The following is an 18446-nucleotide window of genomic DNA, read 5'->3' as shown; positions in this document are numbered from 1 at the left end:
GGGGGGAACTGCCCCTGCTCGGTGACGATCGCGTCCATGTACCGCGGCGGCGTCACGTCGAACGCGGGGTTCTCGACGTCGATCTCGCCGATCGCCTCGCGAGCTTCGGGGTCGATCACCTCGGCCTCGTCGCGCATCTCGATCTCGACGGTGTGGCCCGTCAGCGTCTCCGGGTGCAGCTTGATCGTCTGCGCGGCGGTCATGATCGGGACGCCGCGCTCGCGGGCGTTGACCGCGAGCCCCGAGGTGCCGATCTTGTTGATCACGCCGCCGTCCGCGGCGATCGAGTCGGCGCCGACGACGACGTGGTCGACCTCGTCGAGGTAGCGCCGCGCCGCGGAGTCGACGATGAGCGTGACGGGGACCCCGGCGTCGCGGAGCTGCTCCGCGGTGATGTGGCCCTGCTGGCGCGGGCGCGTCTCCTTGACGACCGCCGAGATCGACTTCCCCTGCTCGACGGCCGCCTCGATACAGGCGAGGGCGTCGGTGGAGTGGCAGTGGGTCATCACCGTGTCGCCGTCGGCGAGGCGGTTCGCGCCCACCTGCCCGAGGTCCTCCTGCGCGCGGTCGAGCTGCTCGACGAACGCCTCGCTGGCGTCGACGACGCTCCGGCGGAGCCGGTCGACCGAGTCGCCCTCCATCCGCTGGAGGACGTACCGGAGGGCGTTCGGCAGCGACACCGCGGTCGGGCGCGTCTCGCGGAGGGTCCGCGCCGCGGCGCGCAGCGACGCGCGGAACGCCTCGGGGTCGCCCGCGGTCGCGTCCGCCTCGGCCGCGGCCTCGGCCTGGTCGGCGAGCGCCTCGGCGGCGGCGGAAGCGATGGTCGCCGCGCCGCGGATCTCCATCGTCGCGATCGACTTGGCGGTCTCGCTGACCGCCGGCGACGGCTCCGTGTCTGTCATACCGATCCGGTAGCCGCCCGTGTATTTATAAAACCGGCCAACTGGCGGAGCCGCCGGCTCCGCTCGGCGATTCCTCCCTACTCCGCGTCCGGCTGTTGCCCGTAGCTCTCGAACCGCTCCTCCACCGTCGCCATCTGGTCGTCGGTGAGGACGCGCGGCTCGCCCACGGCGGAGGCGCGCAGGTAGAGCCGGCAGATGTCCTCGACGTGGCGGGTGTTCTCGACCGCCGTCTCGACGTCCGGCCCGGTCACGACGAGCCCGTGGTTCGCTAAGATTGCGGCGTCGGAGTCCGCCTCGGCCATCGCGGCGACGACGTTCGCGGCCAGCTCCTCGGTACCGTACGGCGCGTAGTCGGCGAGCGGCACTTCCCGGCCCACGGCGGCGATCATGTAGTGGATCGGGGGGAGCTTCCGACCGAGCGTCGCCATCGTCGTCGCCCACGGCGAGTGGGTGTGGACGATCGCGCCCGGCCGGTCGTGCTGATAAATGCCCGTGTGCATCGGGACCTCGCTCGACGGCGCCATCCGCCCGGCCAGCCGCTCGCCCTCCAGCGACACGACGGGCACGTCCGCCGCGTCGAAGGAGTCGTAGGGGACGCCGGTGGGCGTGACGGCGACCCGGTCCCCGTCGCGGACGCTCAGGTTCCCGGTCCGGCCGGGCGTCAGGTCCGCGAGCGCGGGGGCGTACTCGACGACCGCCTCGCGCGCCTCGCGCAGGAGGTCGCGGTTCGCGTCCGGGGCAGAGTTCGCGTCCGGCTCGGAGCCCCCCGCGGAGCCGTCGCGGGTCACGCCGCCACCTCCGTCAGGTCGGCGAGCGCGTCGAGCCGGTAGTCCGGGCGCTGTTGCGCGGAAAGGTCCGCGTCGGCGGGCGCGTCGCCGTCGGCGACGAACAGCGCCGAGTCGAGCCCGAGGGCGTTCGCGCCGGCCAGGTCCGTCTCGACGTTGTCGCCGACCGCCAGCGCCTCGCTCGGCCGGCGGTCGAGCTCGGCGAGCGCGGCCGTGAAGGGGAGCGCGCTCGGCTTCTCGCGGCCCACCTCCTCGGAGGTGACGAGCAGGTCGATCCGGTCGTCGATCCCGAGGCGCACGAGCTTCCGGAGCTGGACCCGCGTCGTGAGGTTCGTCACGACCGCGACGTCGGCCCCCGCGGCGTCGAGGGCGTCGAGGACCGCCTCGACGCCGTCGCAGAGCGACATCGCCGAGAGGTAGCCGTTCCAGTAGGCGTCGCCGGCCGCCAGCGCGCTCGCGGGGTCGGGCTCGCCCGCGTGCCGGTACAGCCCGCGCTTGAAGTAGACGTGACGGTTATGGGAGGCCGCCGTGGTCCGGGTCTCGCGTTTGGCCTCCCGACGCCCCGCAGCGTACAGCTCGTCGAACGCCTCGCGGTCCAGCTCGTACCCGTGCTGGCGGAGGGCGTCGAGCGCGGCCCGCTTGCCCGCCTCGTTACACGGGGCGTACGGGTACAGCGTGTTGTCGAGGTCGAAAAGCACTGCCTCGTAGCTCATGGGTCGACTCGGTCGGGGGCGGACTTAAGCGTGGTTCGACGCGGCGGGGTCGTCGACGCCCGGCGGGCGCGAGCGCCGTTACTGCTCGTTCATCGCCTCGCTGGCGATGTTGCGGCCGCGGGAGTTGAGCGCGACCTCGCGCCGGACCCGCACCTCCTCGACCACCTCGAGCTCGACCAGCCGCTCGAACGTCTCCTCGACGTCGTCGACGTCCATCCCGAGGAACGAGGGGATCTCGAACGGCGAGACGCCGGAGTACAGCGCCATCAGCACCTCGCGGTCGCGGCTGGAGAGGTCGACGTTCGTCGACGACCGCTCCTCGCCCTTCCGGAGCCACGACTCGACGAACCGCATCCGGCTCGGGTCGCCAGCGACGTGCGTCTCGATGCTCGTCCCCTCGTCGTCGGTGTGTGACACCTCGATGACGGGCTTTTTCCCGCCGTTCACCGTGCGCTTCGCCGCGTCGAGCCCGCTGATGTCGTCGAGGTCGAACTTCACGAAGGCGCCGCGCTCCAAGGCGGCGTTGAGCCCGTTCTCGTCGATCTTCACGCGGGCCTGCTCCCACTCGGTGTCCGTGACGACGCCCCCCTCGATGGCGGGGTGTTTCACCATCACGGTCTTCTGGTCGAGCAGCGCGCGGTAGACGTCGCGCTCGAACGGCTCGTGGTCTTTGGCGGCGACGAGCAGCACCTGCTCGCCGAGGTCGAAGCTAACGTAGTTGGAGACGCGCGCGACCGACTGGTTCGCGTCGTGGCGCCCGCCGAGGCGCTCCAGCTTCGAAAGCGGAACGGTCCGCTTCCCGTCGTTGCCGGCCAGGATCAGCCGCCGGTTCGAGAGGAGGACGCGTCCCGGCGTCCACGAGACGTCGCTCACCTTCCGGCCCTCGCGGACCGCGACCGCGAACTTCGCCTGCGTGTCGGTGATCTTGTACTCGCCTTCCTCTTGCGCCATTTACGGACCCCCCGCGCGGAGCTTCGAGACGGCCGAGAACACGCGCTTTCTGACGGCCTGACTGTCGTCGTCGGCGTACTCTTCGAGGCGGTTGAGCGTCTCCTGCCCGCCGATCTGCCCGAGGACGAACACCGCCTTCGCGCGGGCGTCCTCCGGGTGTTCGGGGCCAAGCTTGTCGAGCAGGCGGTCCTCGACGACCGGGCCGCCGAGGCTCTTGAGGCTCGTGGCCGCGAACTGCGCGGTCTGCGGGTCGTCGTCCGCGAGCGCGTCCGCGAGCGCCTCCACCGCGGTCGCCGCGTCCGGGTCGGCCACCCGACCGAGGATCCACGCCGCGTTCCGGCGCTGGCGGGACTGCTGGCCGTCGGTGAGGATCTCGACGAGCGGCTCGACGACGGTGGCGTCGTCGGCCGCCTTCAGCTCCGAGACCACCTGGTCGCGGACCGCGTGGCTCTGCTGGGTCGGCACGTTCGAGAGCAGCTCGATCACCGAGTACACCGCCGCGTTGCGGACGACGGCGCTCTCGTCGCCGAGCGCCCGCGCGAGCGGCTCGACCGGCTCCGGCGTGCTGGCCTTGCCGAGCGCGCCGGCCGCGATCCGCCGGATCGACTCGTCGCCGTCGTCGAGTAAGTCGAGCAGCGGCGACAGCGCCTGGTCCGTCCCGATCGTCCCCAGCGCGTTCGCGGCGGCGCGGCGCACCCGCGGCTCCTCGTCGTCGAGCCGCTCGCGGAGGCCGGGGACCGCCCGGGCGTCCGCGAAGGTCCCGCAGGCCTGCGCCGCGCGAAGCCGGACGCGGGGGTCCTCGTCGTCGAGCGCGCCGACCAGGGGTTGGAGGCCGCTCGCGTCGTCGAGGCGCCCGAGCGCGTTCGCCGCCGCCATCCGGAGCTCCGGGCGGTCGGCCTCCAGCGCGCGGGCGAACTTCCGCGCGGTGACCCACTCGGCCTCCGAGTCGCCGCCGCCGCCCGTGAGCTCCTCGAGGAGCTGTTCGAGCGCCGCCTCGCCGATCTCGTCGAGCGCGTCGACGGCCGCGCCGCGGACCTCGGGGTCGTCGTCCGTCGTCGCCGCGCGGAGCAGCCCGTCGATCGTCGGCTGGTCGCCCTCCTCGCCGATCTCGCCGAGGAACTCCGCGGCGCGCCGCCGGACGGCCGCGCTGTCGCTGCCGAGCGCGTCCCGGAGGCGCTCCGCGTTCCCGTCCCGAGCGTGCTGGTACAGCGACATCAGCGCCTCCCGAACACCCGCCGTCGCTTGTCGATCGGTTCGTAGCGGTCGCTGCGGTCCGGCGGGACGCTCTCGGTCATCCCCAACACGAGGACGCCGTCGTCGGCCAGCGACGCCTCCAAGGTGTCGAAGAGGGCGGCCTTGTGGTCGACGTCGATGTAGATCAGCAGGTTCCGGCACAACACCACGTCGAAGGGGTCGCGGGCGCCGTCGCGGATCAGGTCGTGGGTCTCGAAGGTCACGAGCCGACGGGGGGCCTCGCGGACGCGGAACGTGTCCCCGTCGCGCTCGACGTAGCGGTCCGGGTTCGAGAGGGGCTCGAGCTCCTCCGCGATGTCGGTCGTCCGCGTCGTGTGGTAGACGCCGTCGCGGGCGTTGTCGAGCGCCTCCTCGCTGATGTCGGAGCCGAGCACCTCCACGCGCGACTCGTCGATCTCGGGGTCGTCACAGGCCAGCATCGCGACGGAGTACGGCTCGCGGCCGTCCGCCGACGGCGCGGACCAGACGCGGACGCGCCGCTGCTCAGCGGTCCGCTCGCGTAACACGTCCCGGAGGACGTCCCACATCTCCGGGTTGCGGAAGAACTCCGTCACGTTGATCGTGAGCGCGTCCATCAGCGCCTGCCGCTCGTCGGCGTCCTCGCGGAGGATGCGCTCGTACTCGGCGTGCGACTCCGTGTCGCGCCGGCGCATCCGCGCCGTGATCCGGCGGTCGAGGTACGACTCGTTGTAGTACCCCGGCTCGAACGGCACCGTGTCGTCGATCTGCCGGAGGACGCCCTCGAACGCCGTCTCGCCGTCGTCCGCCGATCCGCTCATAGGCTCACCACGTCGAGCACGGCAACGACGTCCCCGTCGCCGAGGACGGCCGTGCCGCTGAGTCCGGGCGTCCCCGAGAGCGGGCCGTCGAGCGGTTTCACCACCACTTCCTCCTGGTCCAGCACCGCGTCGCAGTGGAGCGCGACCTGCCGCGTCTCCTCGCGGATCCGGACGAGCATGCCGTCGCCGGTCGAGTCCCCGTCGGACTCGTCGGCGTCGCTCGTCGGGTCCGCCGGGACGAACCCGTCGTCACCCGGCTCGTCGACCGCGACCCCGCCGTCGGCGGCGGGAGTGTCGGCGGCGGCCGCCTCGGCAGCGGACGCCTCGGCCGCGGACGAGTCGATCTCGCCGAGGCGCTCGTTCAGCCGGATGACCGGGTAGAGGTCGTCCTCGTGTCTGACGACCTCGTCGCCGTGGACCTCCTCCACGTCGTCGGCGCGGGCGACCTCCGCGATCGACTTGATCGGGATCCCGTACTCCGTGCCGCCCACGTCGACGAACATCACCTTCACGATGGCGACGGTGACGGGGAGCCGGAAGCGGACCGTGGTCCCCTCGCCGGGCTCGCTCTCGACGGAGACGGAGCCGTCGAGGTCGCGCGCGGTCGTCCGAACCACGTCCATCCCGACGCCGCGGCCGGAGACGTCCGTGACCTCCTCGGCGGTGGAGAAGCCGGGGTGAAAGACGAGGTCGTACACCTCGTCGTCCTCCATCGCGTCGACCGCCTCGCGGCTCTTGACGCCCTCGTCGACCGCCTTCTCGCGGAGCTGGTCGGGGTCGAGCCCGCCGCCGTCGTCCGCGACCTCGATGATCACGTGATCGCGCTCGCGCTCCGCCGTGAGCTCCACGCGCCCGGTCGGGTCCTTCCCGGCCGCCTCGCGCTCCTCGGGCGACTCGATCCCGTGGTCGACCGCGTTCCGCAGGACGTGCACGAGCGGGTCGCGCATCTCCGTGAGGATCGTCCGGTCGAGCTCGACGTCGTCGCCCTCGATCTCGAAGTCGATCCGCTTGTCGAGGTCCCGCGAGATGTCGCGGACGAGCCGCGGGAACGAGTCGGACACCTGCGAGAACGGGATGAGCCGCATGTCCATCGCCGTGTCCTGCAGGCTGGAGGCGAGCTTGTCGAGCTCGTCGAGCGTGTCCGACTCGGCGTCCGCGGCCTCCAGCTCCCGCCGGAGCTTGATCCGGCTCGTCACCAGCTGCTCGACGAGCCCGTACAGCTCGTCGACCTGGTCGACGTCGACGCGGATCGACTTGATCTCGTCGCCGGACTTGGAGTCCGACTTCGAACCGGAATCGTCGCCGCTCTCCTCGGCAGACGCCTCCGCGACGTCCGAACCGGCGTCGGCCTGGTCGTCATCGGTATCGGCGTCATCGGGCTCTGGGTCGGCCGAATCTGCGCCCGCCTCGCTCGGTTCGGCGTCCGCCTCGCTCGGTTCGGCGTCCGCCTCGCTCGGTTCGGCGTCCGACTCGCCGTCCGCTGCGCCGTCGCCGACGGCGACCGCCGTGACCGCCTCGACCTGCGTGAGCGCCCGGAGCCCCTCGGCGACGACCTCGGGGTCGGCGCCGCCGACGAAGGCGTCGAACCCCTCGTCGTACTCGCCGTCCTCCAGCGCCTCCGGGGCCGGGTCGGTCGCGTGCCCGTCGAACTGCTCGTCGAGCGCCTGGAGGACGAGCGCCGCGTCGACGCCCGGCATCTGGGCGTCCCCGATCGTCACGTCCGCGTACGCGACCGGATCGGGCAGGTCGGCCGCGGCCGCCGGCGGCTCCGGCACCGAGAGGTCCGGTGCGTCCGTCTCCGCGTCGCCTCTTGCGTCGCCTCCGGCCTCCCCGCCGTCGTCAGCGCTTTCGCCGGCGTCTGCCTCGCCGTCGGCGTCGACCGCGGCATCGCCTCCGTCGTCTTCCCCGTCTTCGCCGCCGACGGTGCCGTGCTCCTCCATCTCGCGCAGTCGCGATTCGAGGTCGGAGGGGTCGGTCGACACCTCGCCGGCGTCGGCGATCTCCTCGACCATCGCCTCGACCGTGTCGACCCCCTCGAAGAGGAGGTCCATCAGCTCGGGGTTCACCTCCCGGTCGCCCTGTCGGACCGCGTCCAACAGGTCCTCCAGCGCGTGCCCGAAGTCGGAGACGTCCTCGTACCCCATCGCCGCGGCGTTCCCCTTCAGGGTGTGGGCGACGCGGAACACGTCGTCCATCGCCTCGGCGTCCTCGGGGTCGGCCTCAAGGGCGAGCAGGGCGTTGTTGAGGTCGGTGATCCCGTCTTCCGCCTCGGCGACGAACGCGGCGCGGTGGGAGTCCATCAGGCCTCACCCCCCACGATCGCGCCGGCGACGTCGTCGAGGTCGTACACCGCGTCGACCCCGCCCGTCTCGACCGCGCGCTTGGGCATCCCGTAGATGACGCAGGTGTCCTCGCTCTGCGCCAGCGTGCGCGCCCCGGCGTCGGCCATCGCGCGGATCCCCTCCGCGGCGTCGGACCCCATCCCGGTCAGCACGACGCCGACGAGCGGGTCGTCGATCACCTCGGCCGCGGAGCGCATCGTCACGTCGGCCGCGGGGGTCACCGAGTGCGAGTCGTCGTCCGCGTCGAGCTTGACGCGGAGCCGCCCGGAGCGGTAGCTGTCTATCAGCGTGTGGCTCCCGCCGCGGGCGACGATCGCCTCCCCCGCGCCGATCCGCGCGCCGTCGCTGGCCTCCCGCACGTCGTACGCGGAGGCGGCGTCGAGCCGGTCCGCGAACCGCGAGGTGAACGCCTCCGGCATGTGCTGGACGACCACCACGCGGCAGTCCGCCATCGGCAGCGCCGACAGCACGCGCTCGACCGCGTTCGGTCCGCCGGTCGAGGCCGCGATCACCACGGTCAGCGGCCCGTCGACGTCGGCCGCGTCCGCCTCCGCGCCGGCGCCCGGCGAGCGCGACGCCGCGGAACTCGGGTCGTCGCGCTCGCGGGTCGCGGCGTCGAGGTCGGCGTCCGCGACCGAGCGCACCGCCTCGACGAGCCGGTCGGACTCGCGCGAGACGCCCGTCGACACCTCGCCGCCGGGCTTCGAGAAGAAGTCGACCGCCCCGCGGTCCAGCGCCTCGAAGGTGACCTCCGCGCCCTCGTCCGTGTGCGCCGACAGCATCAACACCGGCGTCGGCGTCTCCTCCATCAGCCGCTCGACGGCTTCGAGCCCGCCCATCCCGGGCATTTCAACGTCCATCGTCACGACGTCGGGGCGCGTCTCGGCGACCACCGAGAGCGCCTCCTCCCCGTCCCCCGCCTCGCCGACGACCGCGACCCCGGCTTCGCTCAAGAGGTCACTTATCAAGCCCCGCATGAACGGGGAGTCGTCGACGACCACCACCCGCGGCGACCCGTCCCGACCGCCGCGCCGATCCGTCGTCCTGCTCATGTTTCAGGGCGGGCGCAGAATCAGCATAAATCCACGGACCCAGTAATCACCCCTGATAATTCAGGGGACACGATTATTTGTCGGTTCGCCACACCTACGGGCATGGCAGCAACAGAGGCGGAGGCCGAACCGACCAAGGTGCTGGAGTTCGGGCTGGGCGACGGGACGTACTGTCTGGACATCGGCGTCATCGACGAGATCGTCGACGCGGGCGAACTCACGCGGATTCCCAACTCGCCGGACCACGTCGAGGGCGTGATGGACCTCCGCGGCCGGACGACGACGATCGTCGACCCGAAGACGCTGTTCGACATCGACGAGGACGGCCCGCGCGAGCGGATCGTCGTCTTCGACGACGCCGAGATCGACGAGGGCGGAACGGTCGGCTGGATGGTCGACGAGGTGTTCCAGGTCCGCGACGTCTCGCCCGAGGACGTCGACCAGAGCACCACCGTCGAGGACGAGGGCGTCCGCGGCATCGTCAAGTCCGACGACCGGTTCGTCGTCTGGGTCTCGCCCGACGTCGACGACGCGCTCGCGGCCGAACTCGACGACGTCGAGGCCGCGGAAGCGTAGCCGAGTAGAGGGGTCGGTCCCGAATCGGCGCGGGACACGCTGGGGCTGCGTCGGTTCTCACAGGTGAGAACCGGGCGCCAACGCTTATCAGCCACCCGAGATGTCTCCTTCGTATGCGCGTCTCAAGCGGCGTCCCGGGGTTCGACGACCTCGTCGACGGCGGGTTCCCCGAGGACCGCCTCTACGTTGTCAGCGGTCCGCCCGGGAGCGGCAAAACGACCTTCTGTTCGCAGTTCGCGGCCCAGGGCGCCCGGAACGGCGAGGACGTCCTCTACATCAGCATGCACGAGACCAAGGAGGGGATCCGCGAGGACATGAGCGGCTACGAGTTCGGGTTCGACCGCGCGCTCGACTCCGACCGCGTCACCTTCCTCGACTCCTTCTCGTCGGACGGGCGGCGCTTCTTCGGCCTCCCCGGCGACCGCCGCGACCGGTCCGGCGTCACCAACCGCCTCACCGGGTTCATCAACTCCCGCGACATCGACCGCGTCGTCTTCGACTCGACGATGCTGTTGCGGTTCCTCCTCGACGACGACGAGGACACGATGATCCAGCTGCTCTCCTCGCTGAAGCGGACCGACGCGACGACGCTCCTGATCTCCGAGATGACCGACCCGAGCGCGTACTCCGAGGAGCACTACCTCGCGCACGGCGTCGTCTTCATGCACAACTACCTCGAGGACGAGGGGATGCAGCGCGGGGTCCAGGTGCTGAAGATGCGGGGGACGAACGTCGACACCGACATCCAAGACGTGGAGTTCACCGACGGCGGGCTCCGCGTCGGCTCGGCCGCGACGGTGACGCACTGATGTACGACCGCACGTTCGGTACGGAGTGGGACGACCTCTCACGGGAAGAGGCCGTCGAGCGCGCCTTCGCGCTGGGCGTCGCGGCCGGCGTCGACAGCGCCCGCCCGGAGGAGCTCGACCGGGTGCTGGAGGCGTTCCCGGGGAGCTACGACCAGAGCATCGTGGAGCTGGCGTACGACGAGGGGCGGACGAAGGCGCTGGAGGCGAAGGCGAAGCGGGACGACTCCGACGACGAGGCCGTCTGGCGGTCGCTCGTCGACGGCGCCGGCGAGCCGCGCGAGTCCCCCGTCCCCGCCGCGCTCCCCGGTGCGATACGCGAGCTGACACTCACCGACGGGCCGCGGGAGGGGCCGCCGTCGTCGCTCGACCTCCCCTCCATGCTCCGAAAGTGATCCCTCGGAAGGGTTTTACCCGACACTCTCTCACGTTTTTACCATGACCGCGCTTCCCGACGCTGTCCGCGGCGCCGACAGCGTCCTCATCAGCGGTCCTCCGATGAGCGGGAAGTACGACCTGTTCAACCGGCTGCTCGCGGCGTGGTCCGACGGCCCGGTCGTGATCTCGACGGGGCGGACCGCGGAGAAGGTCCGCGGCGACTACGAGGAGTTGACGGGCGGCGACGGCGACGACGTGATCGTCATCGACTGCGTCACCCACGAGCAGGGCGACAAGCGCGAGGACACGCCGACGACGAAGTACGTCGCGAGCGCCGGCAACCTCACCGACATCGGGATCAAGTTCACCGACGTCGTCGAGTCATCCGCCGGCCGGGACCGCGCGGTCGGCGTCTACTCGCTCTCGCAGCTGTTGATGTACTGGGACCCCGAGCGCATCTACCGGTTCACCCGCGTGATGACCTCGCAGACCTCCGGCGAGGGGTGGCCGTTCGTCGGGGTCGTCGGCTCGACCGCCCACGACGAGCAGGTCGTCCACACCCTCCACGAGCCGTTCGAGACCGTCGTGGAGACGCGCGTCGACGACGACGACCGGGAGTTCCGGGTCCGCGGCCGCGTCGGGCAGCCCTCCGACTGGCAGTCGTTCTGAGTCGATTTCGGCGGCGACGCGGGAGCCGAACCCCTCACCCGACCAGTTCGAACTCCGCGCCGATCGGCGGCGCGTCGACGAGCCCCCAGTAGACGAACCGGTAGGTTCCCGGGCCGAGCGGCGGGCAGACCGCCAAATCGACGCCGTCGACGGCGTCGGCGATGCCCGACTCGGTCAGCGTGATATCCCAGGAGTACGCCGAGCTCGTGTCCAGCGACGACTCGCTCCGCGGGAGTTCGACCGCCTCGCCCGTCGTCGACCCGCGGACGTCGAGCCACCCCTCGCCCGTCTCGCGCTGGATCGAGTAGGCGGACTCGCCGCGCGTGGACATCGGGGCGTCGCCGGTGTTGCGGAGGACGAGCCGGAGCGACTGGCCGTACGTCTCGGTCGTCCCCTCGGTGGAGAGCTCCACGGTCGTCTCCGCCGTCTCGACGAGGGTCTCGGTGACCGACGCCTCGAACGGCCGATCGAGGCGGACGAATCCCTCGTCCTCGCAGGTGAGCGTCGCCGGCGTCCCCTCGGGGCCCTGCGGCCCGTCGCCCGCGGCGAAGTCGAGGCAGCCCGCGGTCGCGAGGGAGAGGGCGAGCGCGCCCCCGGCGAGCGCGTCGCGTCGCGTGTGGTCCATACGGGGCGAACGGGCGCCACCGGCATGAACCGCACGCGTCGTCGCGGGGGCGGTGTGAGGGTGTCCTTCGGCCGACACGTCGCCGAGCGGTTCGGAACCGCTTTCCCCTCGGCCGGCGGATGGCCTCCCATGGAGCTGTTCGGATCGAGCGGCATCCGCGGGGTCGCGCTGCGGTACCTCACGCCCGCGCTCGTCCTCGACATCGCGAAGGCGGCCGGGACGGTCTGGGACGCCGACCGGGTCGCCGTCGCGCGCGACACGCGAACGACCGGCGAGCTGTTCGCGAACGCGGCCGCGAGCGGGCTCGCCGCGGTCGGCTGCGACGTCGACCGGCTCGGCGTGGTCCCGACGCCGGCGGTCGGCAACTACTGCGAGTCGGCGGGGGTCCCAGCCGTCCTCGTCACCGCCTCGCACAACCCGCCGGAGTTCAACGGGATCAAGCTCGTCGGCGACGACGGCGTCGAGCTCTCGGTCGACGTGTTAGAGCGGATCGAGCGCCGCGTCCTCGACGACGAGTACGACCGGGCCGACTGGCGGGAAGCGGGCGCGACGACGCCGGTCGAGGGCGCCGTCGACGACTACGCCGACCAGCTGGTCGACGCGGTCGACCGCGAGGCGATCGCCGACGCCGACCTCACGGTCGCGGTCGATCCCGGCCACGGCGCGGCTTCCGTGGCCTCCCCCCGGATCTACCGCGAACTCGGCTGCGAGGTGCTGACCGTCAACGCGACGCCGGACGGCCACTTCCCCGGCCGCGACTCGGAGCCGGTCCCGGAGAACCTCGCAGACCTCCGGCGGCTCGTCGCGACCTCCGAGGCCGACGTGGGGATCGCGCACGACGGCGACGCGGACCGGGCCGTCTTCGTCGACGAGGACGGCGAGTTCGTCGACGGCGACACCTCCTTCGCCGCAATGGCCGACGCCTGCCTCGACCCGGGCGACGCGGTCGTCAGCGCGGTCAACGTCTCCCAGCGGCTCGTCGACGTCTGCGCCGCCAACGACGCCGACCTCGAACTGACGCCCATCGGCGCGACGAACATCATCACCCGCACCCGCGACCTCCACGAGGAGGGGACCAACGTCCCCATCGCGGGCGAGGGCAACGGGGGCGTCTTCTTCCCGCCGTACCGGCTCTCGCGGGACGGCGCGTACATCGGCGCGCGGTTCCTCGAACTGCTCGCGGACGCGGACGGGGCGCCCGTCAGCGAGGTGGTCGCGCCGTACAGCGACTACCACTTCGTGCGGGCGAACGTGGAGTACGACGACGACGACGAGCGCGACGAGATGCTCTCGGCCGCCCGCGCCTACGTCGAGACGGCCGACGCGGAGCCGAACACGACCGACGGGTACCGGCTCGACTACGGCGACGCGTGGGTGCTGGTCCGCCCCTCCGGCACCGAGCCGAAGATCCGGATCTACGCCGAGTCCGCCGACGCCGAGCGCGCCGAGCGGCTCGCCCAAGATATGCGCGTCGCCGTCGAGAGCGGCCGGTAAAGCGATATCCGTACGTCGACGCGGGCGCAACGGGAGTCGGTTCGGCGTGCGCGGTTGGGCCGCGACGACCGGCGCTCGCCCGCTCGAATGTCGTCGACGTGACCTGAAACGCAATTGTTATTTCCACCGTGGCGCGTACGTGTTGGCAATGGACGAGTGGGGCTCCGAACGCGCGGTCTCGCCGGTCGTCGGCGTGGTGCTGCTCGTCGCAATCACGGTCGTTCTCGCGGGGGTTATCGGGGTGTTCGCGCTCGGGGTCGTCGACGATCTCGGAGAGAAACCCACCTTCGCCGCCCTCGAACTGACCTTCGAGGAGGAGCCCGCGTCGGCGCCGCAGTACGACGAGTTCCGCTGGGACCTCGAACTCACCAACAACGGCGGTGAAACCGTGGACGCCGACGATATCGTGGTCTACCTCGACCACGGCGATCAGCGGGTCACCGGGACGCTCGATCGGTCGCTGAGACCGGGCGAAACGGTCGGGTTGACGGTCGTTCACAACAACCAAGACGGCGGCACGATTCCGGAGGGACTCGACTGTTCGGACGTCAACGTGGCGTGTCGCCTGGCCGGAGACACCGGTAACTATCCCGACGAGGACCGGATCCGGCTCCAGATGGTCCACGAACCGTCGGGGTCGATCCTCTACCGGGAACAGATCGGCACCTCCGGCGAGTACGGCATCTTCAACGGAGACCCGAGCGACATCGACATAACGGACGAAACGCTGACGTTCGCGTGACGCGTGCCGACGGACTCGGCGCCGGGTCGGTGAGCGGGCGGCGGGCGCGGGATTTGTGCCCCACATCCGACAGAGGGATGGCCGCGTCTCAGTCCAGCGCCGCGAGCGCCTCGGCCGCCTCGCGGGCGGCTTCGAGGTGGTCGCGGGCGCGCCGCGGGTCGTCGGTCTCCTCGGCCGCCCGGGCGAACCGCGTCAGCGTCCGCGTCAGCGACGCGCGGGCGGCGCCGACGCCCTCGGCGTCGTCGGCCGACCGCGACGGGAGCGACTGCTGCGGCTCGGACCGCCGCGGCGACGACCGCCGTGTCGACGCCGAATCCTGCGAGGGCGCCGGTTCCTGCGGCGGTGTCGATCCCCGCGGGGCCGCGCTCGACGGAGGCGACCGCGACCGGACCGGTCCGTTCGCGCCGGCGTCGGCCGCGCCGCTCTCGGGCGCGGCGTCGACGCTCTCGGGGTTCGCGTCGGCCGACGTTCCGGCCTCGACCGCCGGAGTGTCGCCCGCGTCGGCCGAACTCTCGCCGCCCCCGGCCGGATCCCCGGCCGCCTCGGGCGAAGCTTCACCTGCCCCGCCCACTTCGGCCGGAGCCTCGCTCGCCTCGGTCGCGCCCCCGGCCTCGTTCCCGCAGGTGGGGCAGAACTCGCGGCCGTCGTACCGGAAGATGGGGTCGCCGCACTCCTCGCAGTGGCGGTTCGTCATCGTCGCGCCCTTCAGGAGGAGTTCGGACATCTGTTGGGTGTGCTCGCGCTTCTTCTCGTCCTCCGCGAACTTCTCGCGGAGCTTCTCTCGTTCCGCCTCCTTGTCGAAGCCGTCGCTCATGGGCGGACGAACGTGGTTCGCGGGCAAAAGTCCGGTGGGCTCGGGACGGGCGCGCCCGCGGCGCGAGCCGGCCGCGGCGCGGGAGCGCGGCCGCAACGAGAGCCGAGCGGCTACTCCTCGGTGACCGTGCGGTCCTCGTCCGGGTCGAGCTCGCCGCGGTGGATCTTCGCGCCGTCCTGCGCGACCTGTCGCCCCAGCACCGCGCACTTGACGCGCATCGGCGAGATGTCGACGCCGAGCATCTCGGTGACGTCGTCGGTGTCGAGCGCGTCGAGCTCGTCGACGGGCATCCCGTGGAGCCGCTCGGAGAGCATGCTCGCGGAGGCCATCGAGATGGCGCAGCCGTCGCCGGTGAACCGCACCGCCTCCACCGTCTCCCCGTCGTCGTCGAGGTCGACGTCCATCCGGATCGTGTCGCCACAGGAGGGGTTCTCGCCGACGTGCGTGAAGTCCGGATCCTCGAGCTCCCCGTAGTTGCGCGGGTTCTTGTAGTGGTCGAGGATCTGCTGTCGGTACATGTCCGAGCCCAGTCCCATACTGGCTCCGAATACGCCGCTCCCGCTCAAAAGGGTTCCGTCGAGCACGACCGTATATAAACGAGAACGGCACGCGCGAGGGAGTCGCTGGCGGCGCCAGCCGCCAGCGACGAGGCTGGGGAGGTGTGAGGCTGCGGTGCTGTGCGGGACGGGACGCAAAGGGGCAGTCGCGAGGGCGAAGCACGCCGCAGTAAGCACCGCAGCGAGTGAGCGAAGCGAACGAGCGAGGCGCGCAACAAGGCGCGCGAGTCCTCGCGGCTGGGGCTTTGGCGGTGGTCACCGCGGAGTCAGCGATCTCGTACAGTCGAGCGACTGAGACTTCGAGAGTGTCCGTCGTTCCTCCACGGTAAACGCGTAGCTACGCGAGTAGAAGCGAGAAGAAACCGGAGAGAGCGCGGTTCAGTTGTCGCCGGTCTTCGACTGCCACGCGTAGTCGCGCCGGGAGGCGGACTCGCCGAAGCCGCACGAGGAGCAGCGCTCCTTCTTAATGTGGTAGGACTTCTCGCCGCAGCGTCGACACTTCACGTGGACCGTCTTGTTCTTCTTTCCCTGAGAGGGCGTACCTGCGCCGGTCATGCTTTGATGGTGACGACGTTATCGCCGCGTATAATCGTTGTGTCTTCGATCGCGACCGCGAACTCGCCGTCGAGGTCGTCGTCGACGCGGTCGTCCACGTCGGCCTCGGGCTCGATGACGACGTTCATGTGCTGGTCGTAACCGCCGAGGACGCCGTAGTACGTCGTACCGTCCTTCAGGTGTACCGTTACGGGCTCCTCGAGCGACGCTTCGAGCACGTCGAGGGGTCGTCCACTCATTGTCCGTACCGCCGCCCGTCGCGGTAATAAAAATACCGGGACGCCGGCCCGGAGACCCGTCAGTTTGACACGAACCGGGTCACTCCAACCGCTCGCGCACGAACTCCGCCGCCGCCGGCACCGCGCTCGCGTACAGGGCGGCGTACACCAGACTCGCCTGCGTCCGCCGCGGCGCCGACCCGTACCCCTCCTCGACCCGGTCGGCGGCGTACCCGAACACCCCTAGCCCGGGGCGGAGGAGCCGCGCCGCCAAGGGATCGCCGGCGTCGACGGTCTCGCTCACCGCCGCGCGCGCCCGCTCTGCGGTCGACCGCACGGACGACTCCGTGGGTGCCGCTCGGTGCCGCCCGTCGCGGATCTCGCCCACGGCCGCCCGATACGCCTCGACCTCGGCCAGCGCGGTACCGGCCTCGACGACGGCGGTGGCGTGCTCGCCGGCGTCGGTCGCCCGGCTGACGTCCTCGACCGCCGACTCGACCCGCGTCTCGCCCGTGGCCGCCAACTCCTGTGCGACCGTTCCGCTCAGGTCTTCCTCGTCGAGCGGATCCTCTCCGCCGACGCGCTCGCGGACGCTCGCGCGCGTCCGACTCACCGACCCCCGGAGCGTCTCGGCGGCCGCGACCAGTGACGCCCACCGCGGCGACGCCTCGTCCCAGCTGTCGAGGCACGCCTCGCGGAGTCCCTCGGCGTCGGCCGCGGCCGCCTCGGCGCGCTCGACGCGGCCGACCGCCTCGCCCGCTTGGAACGGCTCGGCCACCGGGTCGGCGGGGTACGTCACCTGTGGTCTGACGCTCCTCGCGCACTCCGCGAGCAGCGATTCGACCGGTTCGTACGCCAGCACCGCCGCAGCCGTCGACTCGGCTCGGTACGCCAGATCCCCCGTGAGCGCCGTGCGAACGTCGCGGACCGCGCGTCGCCGAGCGGAGAGCTCCGATCCGTCGTCGTTCCCGGTCGCCGCGCGGTACGCGGCCCGGACCTCCGCGGCGTCCTCCCGGCGCCGGCGCCACGCGTCGAGGTCGTCGACCGGCCACTCGTCCGGCAGGCCCGCGTTCGCGCGCTCTCGCGCCCGTTCGCGCTTGGTCTCGATCTCCGTCGCGACCGCGGCGTTGGGCAGCTCCGGCTCGGCCGGCACGTCGTCCAACAGGCTCCGGGTCCGCGCCTCGTGGGCGGCCGCGAGCGACGCGGGAACGGCCGTCGGAAACGGCGACGCCGGCCACTCGATCGACCCGACGGCGTCGGCCGGGAGCGACACGGGCGAGTCGCGGCGCTCTTCGCCGCCGGCGAACGGGAGCCCCGAACAGCCGGCGAGCGCCGCCGCACCGGTCGCCGCGACGCCAGCGAGGAGCCGACGGCGCGAAGACGACCCGCGGGTCACGCCTCATCACCGCCGGTTCCGGACGAGGCCGACGCGTTGAACACGGCCGGCGGCTCCCCCCGTCGACAGGAGCTTGCCATGCCGCGCCCGCTTCCGTTCGAGTGATCGGCCGCGACTGGGATCCGGATCGCGAACCCGACGGTGTGGGTCGCCTCCGGGTCGCATTCGACGTCGGCCGGGCGGTACGCCCGACAGAAGTCGGCGTGCGGATGGAGGTCGCCATCCGCGAGGTCGTCCGGCTCGACGGACACCGACGTCAGCCGGACGTCTCGGCAGGCTCCCACGGGCATCGATAGGAGATACACCGACTCGGCGTCGAAGTCCGTCCCGGCGCAGAACGACCGGAGGCGCTCGCTCGCCGACGTTTCGGCGAAAGTGAGCGCCGCGAGGTCGTCCTCGGAGACCAGCACGCGATAGGCGTGCCGCCGCTGACGCGCCCGCTCCGTGGCCGAGAGCGACGGCGTCGCTTCGTCCCCGGTGACCAGCGCGCCGCCGTCCTCGTCGCGCGTCTTCTCGAGTTCGTAGTCTTCGATCCGCCGCTCGTTCCGAACCGGATAGCTGTTCGACGCGGTCTCGCTGCCGGAACAACCGGCCAGGGCGGCGATCCCTGACGCGGCCGCGAGGAGGACTCGCCGGCGGGGAACGTCTGCCATCGTCGACGGTTCGCCCGAGAGCGTCAAACCCTTTGTGGGGATCACCCGGAAACGCCCCTGTCACCGCGTTCGGACGCGAACCGCCCCCGCGCGACCGCCTCGCGTTAAGTTTGACGTGAATTGTGGTAGACGGCGAAGGCTTCGAGCCAGTTTTGAGCTGTCTCTAACGCGACATTGCTGAAACT

21 protein-coding genes and 1 pseudogene are annotated in these 18446 nt (G+C 71.5%); 6 read left to right on the top strand and 16 right to left on the bottom strand.

Going from position 1 to position 18446, the window contains the following annotated elements; genetic code table 11:
- The 8 genes from C470_RS11130 to cheB form a co-directional block, all read right to left on the bottom strand.
- The coding region (locus tag C470_RS11130) for a ribose 1,5-bisphosphate isomerase (protein WP_008367292.1) at nt 1-902 on the bottom strand (902 nt) is incomplete at its 3' end.
- A gap of 77 nt (nt 903-979) precedes the next feature.
- Nucleotides 980-1690, bottom strand: a complete 711-nt coding sequence (locus C470_RS11125) for a class II aldolase/adducin family protein (RefSeq protein ID WP_007996371.1) — start codon at nt 1688-1690, stop codon at nt 980-982.
- Nucleotides 1687-2400 (bottom strand): HAD family hydrolase, encoded by a 714-nt coding sequence (locus tag C470_RS11120; RefSeq protein WP_008367290.1) that lies wholly within the window; start codon nt 2398-2400, stop codon nt 1687-1689. Before C470_RS11120 ends, C470_RS11125 begins: the two co-directional genes overlap by 4 nt.
- Before the next feature lie 78 nt (nt 2401-2478).
- The gene (locus tag C470_RS11115) at nt 2479-3351 is read right to left on the bottom strand and encodes a CheF family chemotaxis protein (RefSeq protein ID WP_004597195.1); all 873 of its coding nucleotides are present in this window, start codon (nt 3349-3351) and stop codon (nt 2479-2481) included.
- Complete coding sequence (locus C470_RS11110) at nt 3352-4566, bottom strand: HEAT repeat domain-containing protein (protein WP_004597197.1); 1215 nt, start codon at nt 4564-4566, stop codon at nt 3352-3354. It abuts the gene before it with no gap.
- Entirely contained in the window at nt 4566-5384 is an 819-nt protein-coding gene (locus C470_RS11105; protein ID WP_004597199.1) for a CheR family methyltransferase, read from the bottom strand. The genes C470_RS11110 and C470_RS11105 overlap by 1 nt, the downstream gene beginning before the upstream one ends.
- Nucleotides 5381-7684, bottom strand: a complete 2304-nt coding sequence (locus C470_RS11100) for a chemotaxis protein CheA (RefSeq protein ID WP_008367287.1) — start codon at nt 7682-7684, stop codon at nt 5381-5383. Before C470_RS11100 ends, C470_RS11105 begins: the two co-directional genes overlap by 4 nt.
- On the bottom strand, nt 7684-8778 hold the full coding sequence (cheB, locus tag C470_RS11095; RefSeq protein WP_049908371.1) for a chemotaxis-specific protein-glutamate methyltransferase CheB: 1095 nt from the start codon (nt 8776-8778) through the stop codon (nt 7684-7686). The genes C470_RS11100 and cheB overlap by 1 nt, the downstream gene beginning before the upstream one ends.
- A 102-nt stretch (nt 8779-8880) precedes the next feature.
- Between cheB and C470_RS11090 the strand changes: the two genes are divergently transcribed.
- The 4 genes from C470_RS11090 to C470_RS11075 all read left to right on the top strand — a co-directional run bounded on the left by C470_RS11090 (nt 8881) and on the right by C470_RS11075 (nt 11207).
- A complete protein-coding gene (locus C470_RS11090; RefSeq protein WP_004597204.1) occupies nt 8881-9354 on the top strand; it encodes a chemotaxis protein CheW in 474 nt (157 codons plus the stop codon).
- 113 nt (nt 9355-9467) lie between these two features.
- Nucleotides 9468-10163: an RAD55 family ATPase gene (locus tag C470_RS11085; RefSeq protein WP_004597206.1), complete on the top strand. Its 696-nt coding sequence runs from the start codon at nt 9468-9470 to the stop codon at nt 10161-10163.
- The gene (locus C470_RS11080) at nt 10163-10555 is read left to right on the top strand and encodes a hypothetical protein (protein WP_007345346.1); all 393 of its coding nucleotides are present in this window, start codon (nt 10163-10165) and stop codon (nt 10553-10555) included. The genes C470_RS11085 and C470_RS11080 overlap by 1 nt, the downstream gene beginning before the upstream one ends.
- A gap of 43 nt (nt 10556-10598) precedes the next feature.
- A complete protein-coding gene (locus C470_RS11075) occupies nt 10599-11207 on the top strand; it encodes a DUF7504 family protein (protein ID WP_004597210.1) in 609 nt (202 codons plus the stop codon).
- A gap of 34 nt (nt 11208-11241) precedes the next feature.
- Here the strand turns inward: C470_RS11075 and C470_RS11070 are convergent, their stop codons facing one another.
- On the bottom strand, nt 11242-11832 hold the full coding sequence (locus C470_RS11070; protein ID WP_007996361.1) for a DUF6517 family protein: 591 nt from the start codon (nt 11830-11832) through the stop codon (nt 11242-11244).
- 129 nt (nt 11833-11961) lie between these two features.
- Between C470_RS11070 and glmM the strand changes: the two genes are divergently transcribed.
- The gene (glmM, locus tag C470_RS11065) at nt 11962-13326 is read left to right on the top strand and encodes a phosphoglucosamine mutase (protein ID WP_008367285.1); all 1365 of its coding nucleotides are present in this window, start codon (nt 11962-11964) and stop codon (nt 13324-13326) included.
- Nucleotides 13327-13474: 148 nt separating this feature from the next.
- Entirely contained in the window at nt 13475-14068 is a 594-nt protein-coding gene (locus tag C470_RS11060; protein ID WP_008367283.1) for a type IV pilin, read from the top strand.
- A gap of 88 nt (nt 14069-14156) precedes the next feature.
- On the opposite strand, the gene C470_RS11055 is transcribed toward C470_RS11060, so the two are convergent.
- From C470_RS11055 to C470_RS16430, 7 genes and pseudogenes are all read right to left on the bottom strand, one after another.
- The gene (locus C470_RS11055; protein ID WP_008367280.1) at nt 14157-14882 is read right to left on the bottom strand and encodes an Sjogren's syndrome/scleroderma autoantigen 1 family protein; all 726 of its coding nucleotides are present in this window, start codon (nt 14880-14882) and stop codon (nt 14157-14159) included.
- Between the two features lie 110 nt (nt 14883-14992).
- Nucleotides 14993-15418: a Fe-S cluster assembly sulfur transfer protein SufU gene (sufU, locus tag C470_RS11050; protein WP_008367278.1), complete on the bottom strand. Its 426-nt coding sequence runs from the start codon at nt 15416-15418 to the stop codon at nt 14993-14995.
- A 399-nt stretch (nt 15419-15817) separates the two neighbouring features.
- Complete coding sequence (locus C470_RS11045) at nt 15818-15994, bottom strand: 50S ribosomal protein L37e (RefSeq protein ID WP_004596897.1); 177 nt, start codon at nt 15992-15994, stop codon at nt 15818-15820.
- Nucleotides 15991-16233, bottom strand: coding sequence for an LSM domain-containing protein (locus C470_RS11040; protein ID WP_017344111.1), 243 nt, complete (start codon nt 16231-16233; stop codon nt 15991-15993). The genes C470_RS11045 and C470_RS11040 overlap by 4 nt, the downstream gene beginning before the upstream one ends.
- A 79-nt stretch (nt 16234-16312) precedes the next feature.
- Nucleotides 16313-17608: a hypothetical protein gene (locus C470_RS11035; RefSeq protein WP_008367276.1), complete on the bottom strand. Its 1296-nt coding sequence runs from the start codon at nt 17606-17608 to the stop codon at nt 16313-16315.
- Nucleotides 17605-18261, bottom strand: a complete 657-nt coding sequence (locus C470_RS11030; protein ID WP_004596902.1) for a hypothetical protein — start codon at nt 18259-18261, stop codon at nt 17605-17607. The genes C470_RS11035 and C470_RS11030 overlap by 4 nt, the downstream gene beginning before the upstream one ends.
- Nucleotides 18262-18365: 104 nt before the next feature.
- Nucleotides 18366-18446, bottom strand: a pseudogene (locus C470_RS16430) (IS6 family transposase); the annotation flags it as partial.

It is taken from the genome of Halorubrum distributum JCM 13561 (genome assembly GCF_000337395.1).
Taxonomy (GTDB): Archaea; Halobacteriota; Halobacteria; order Halobacteriales; family Haloferacaceae; genus Halorubrum; species Halorubrum distributum.
Note: the sequence above shows the minus strand (reverse complement) of the source record. Positions and strands in the feature narration are given on the sequence as shown.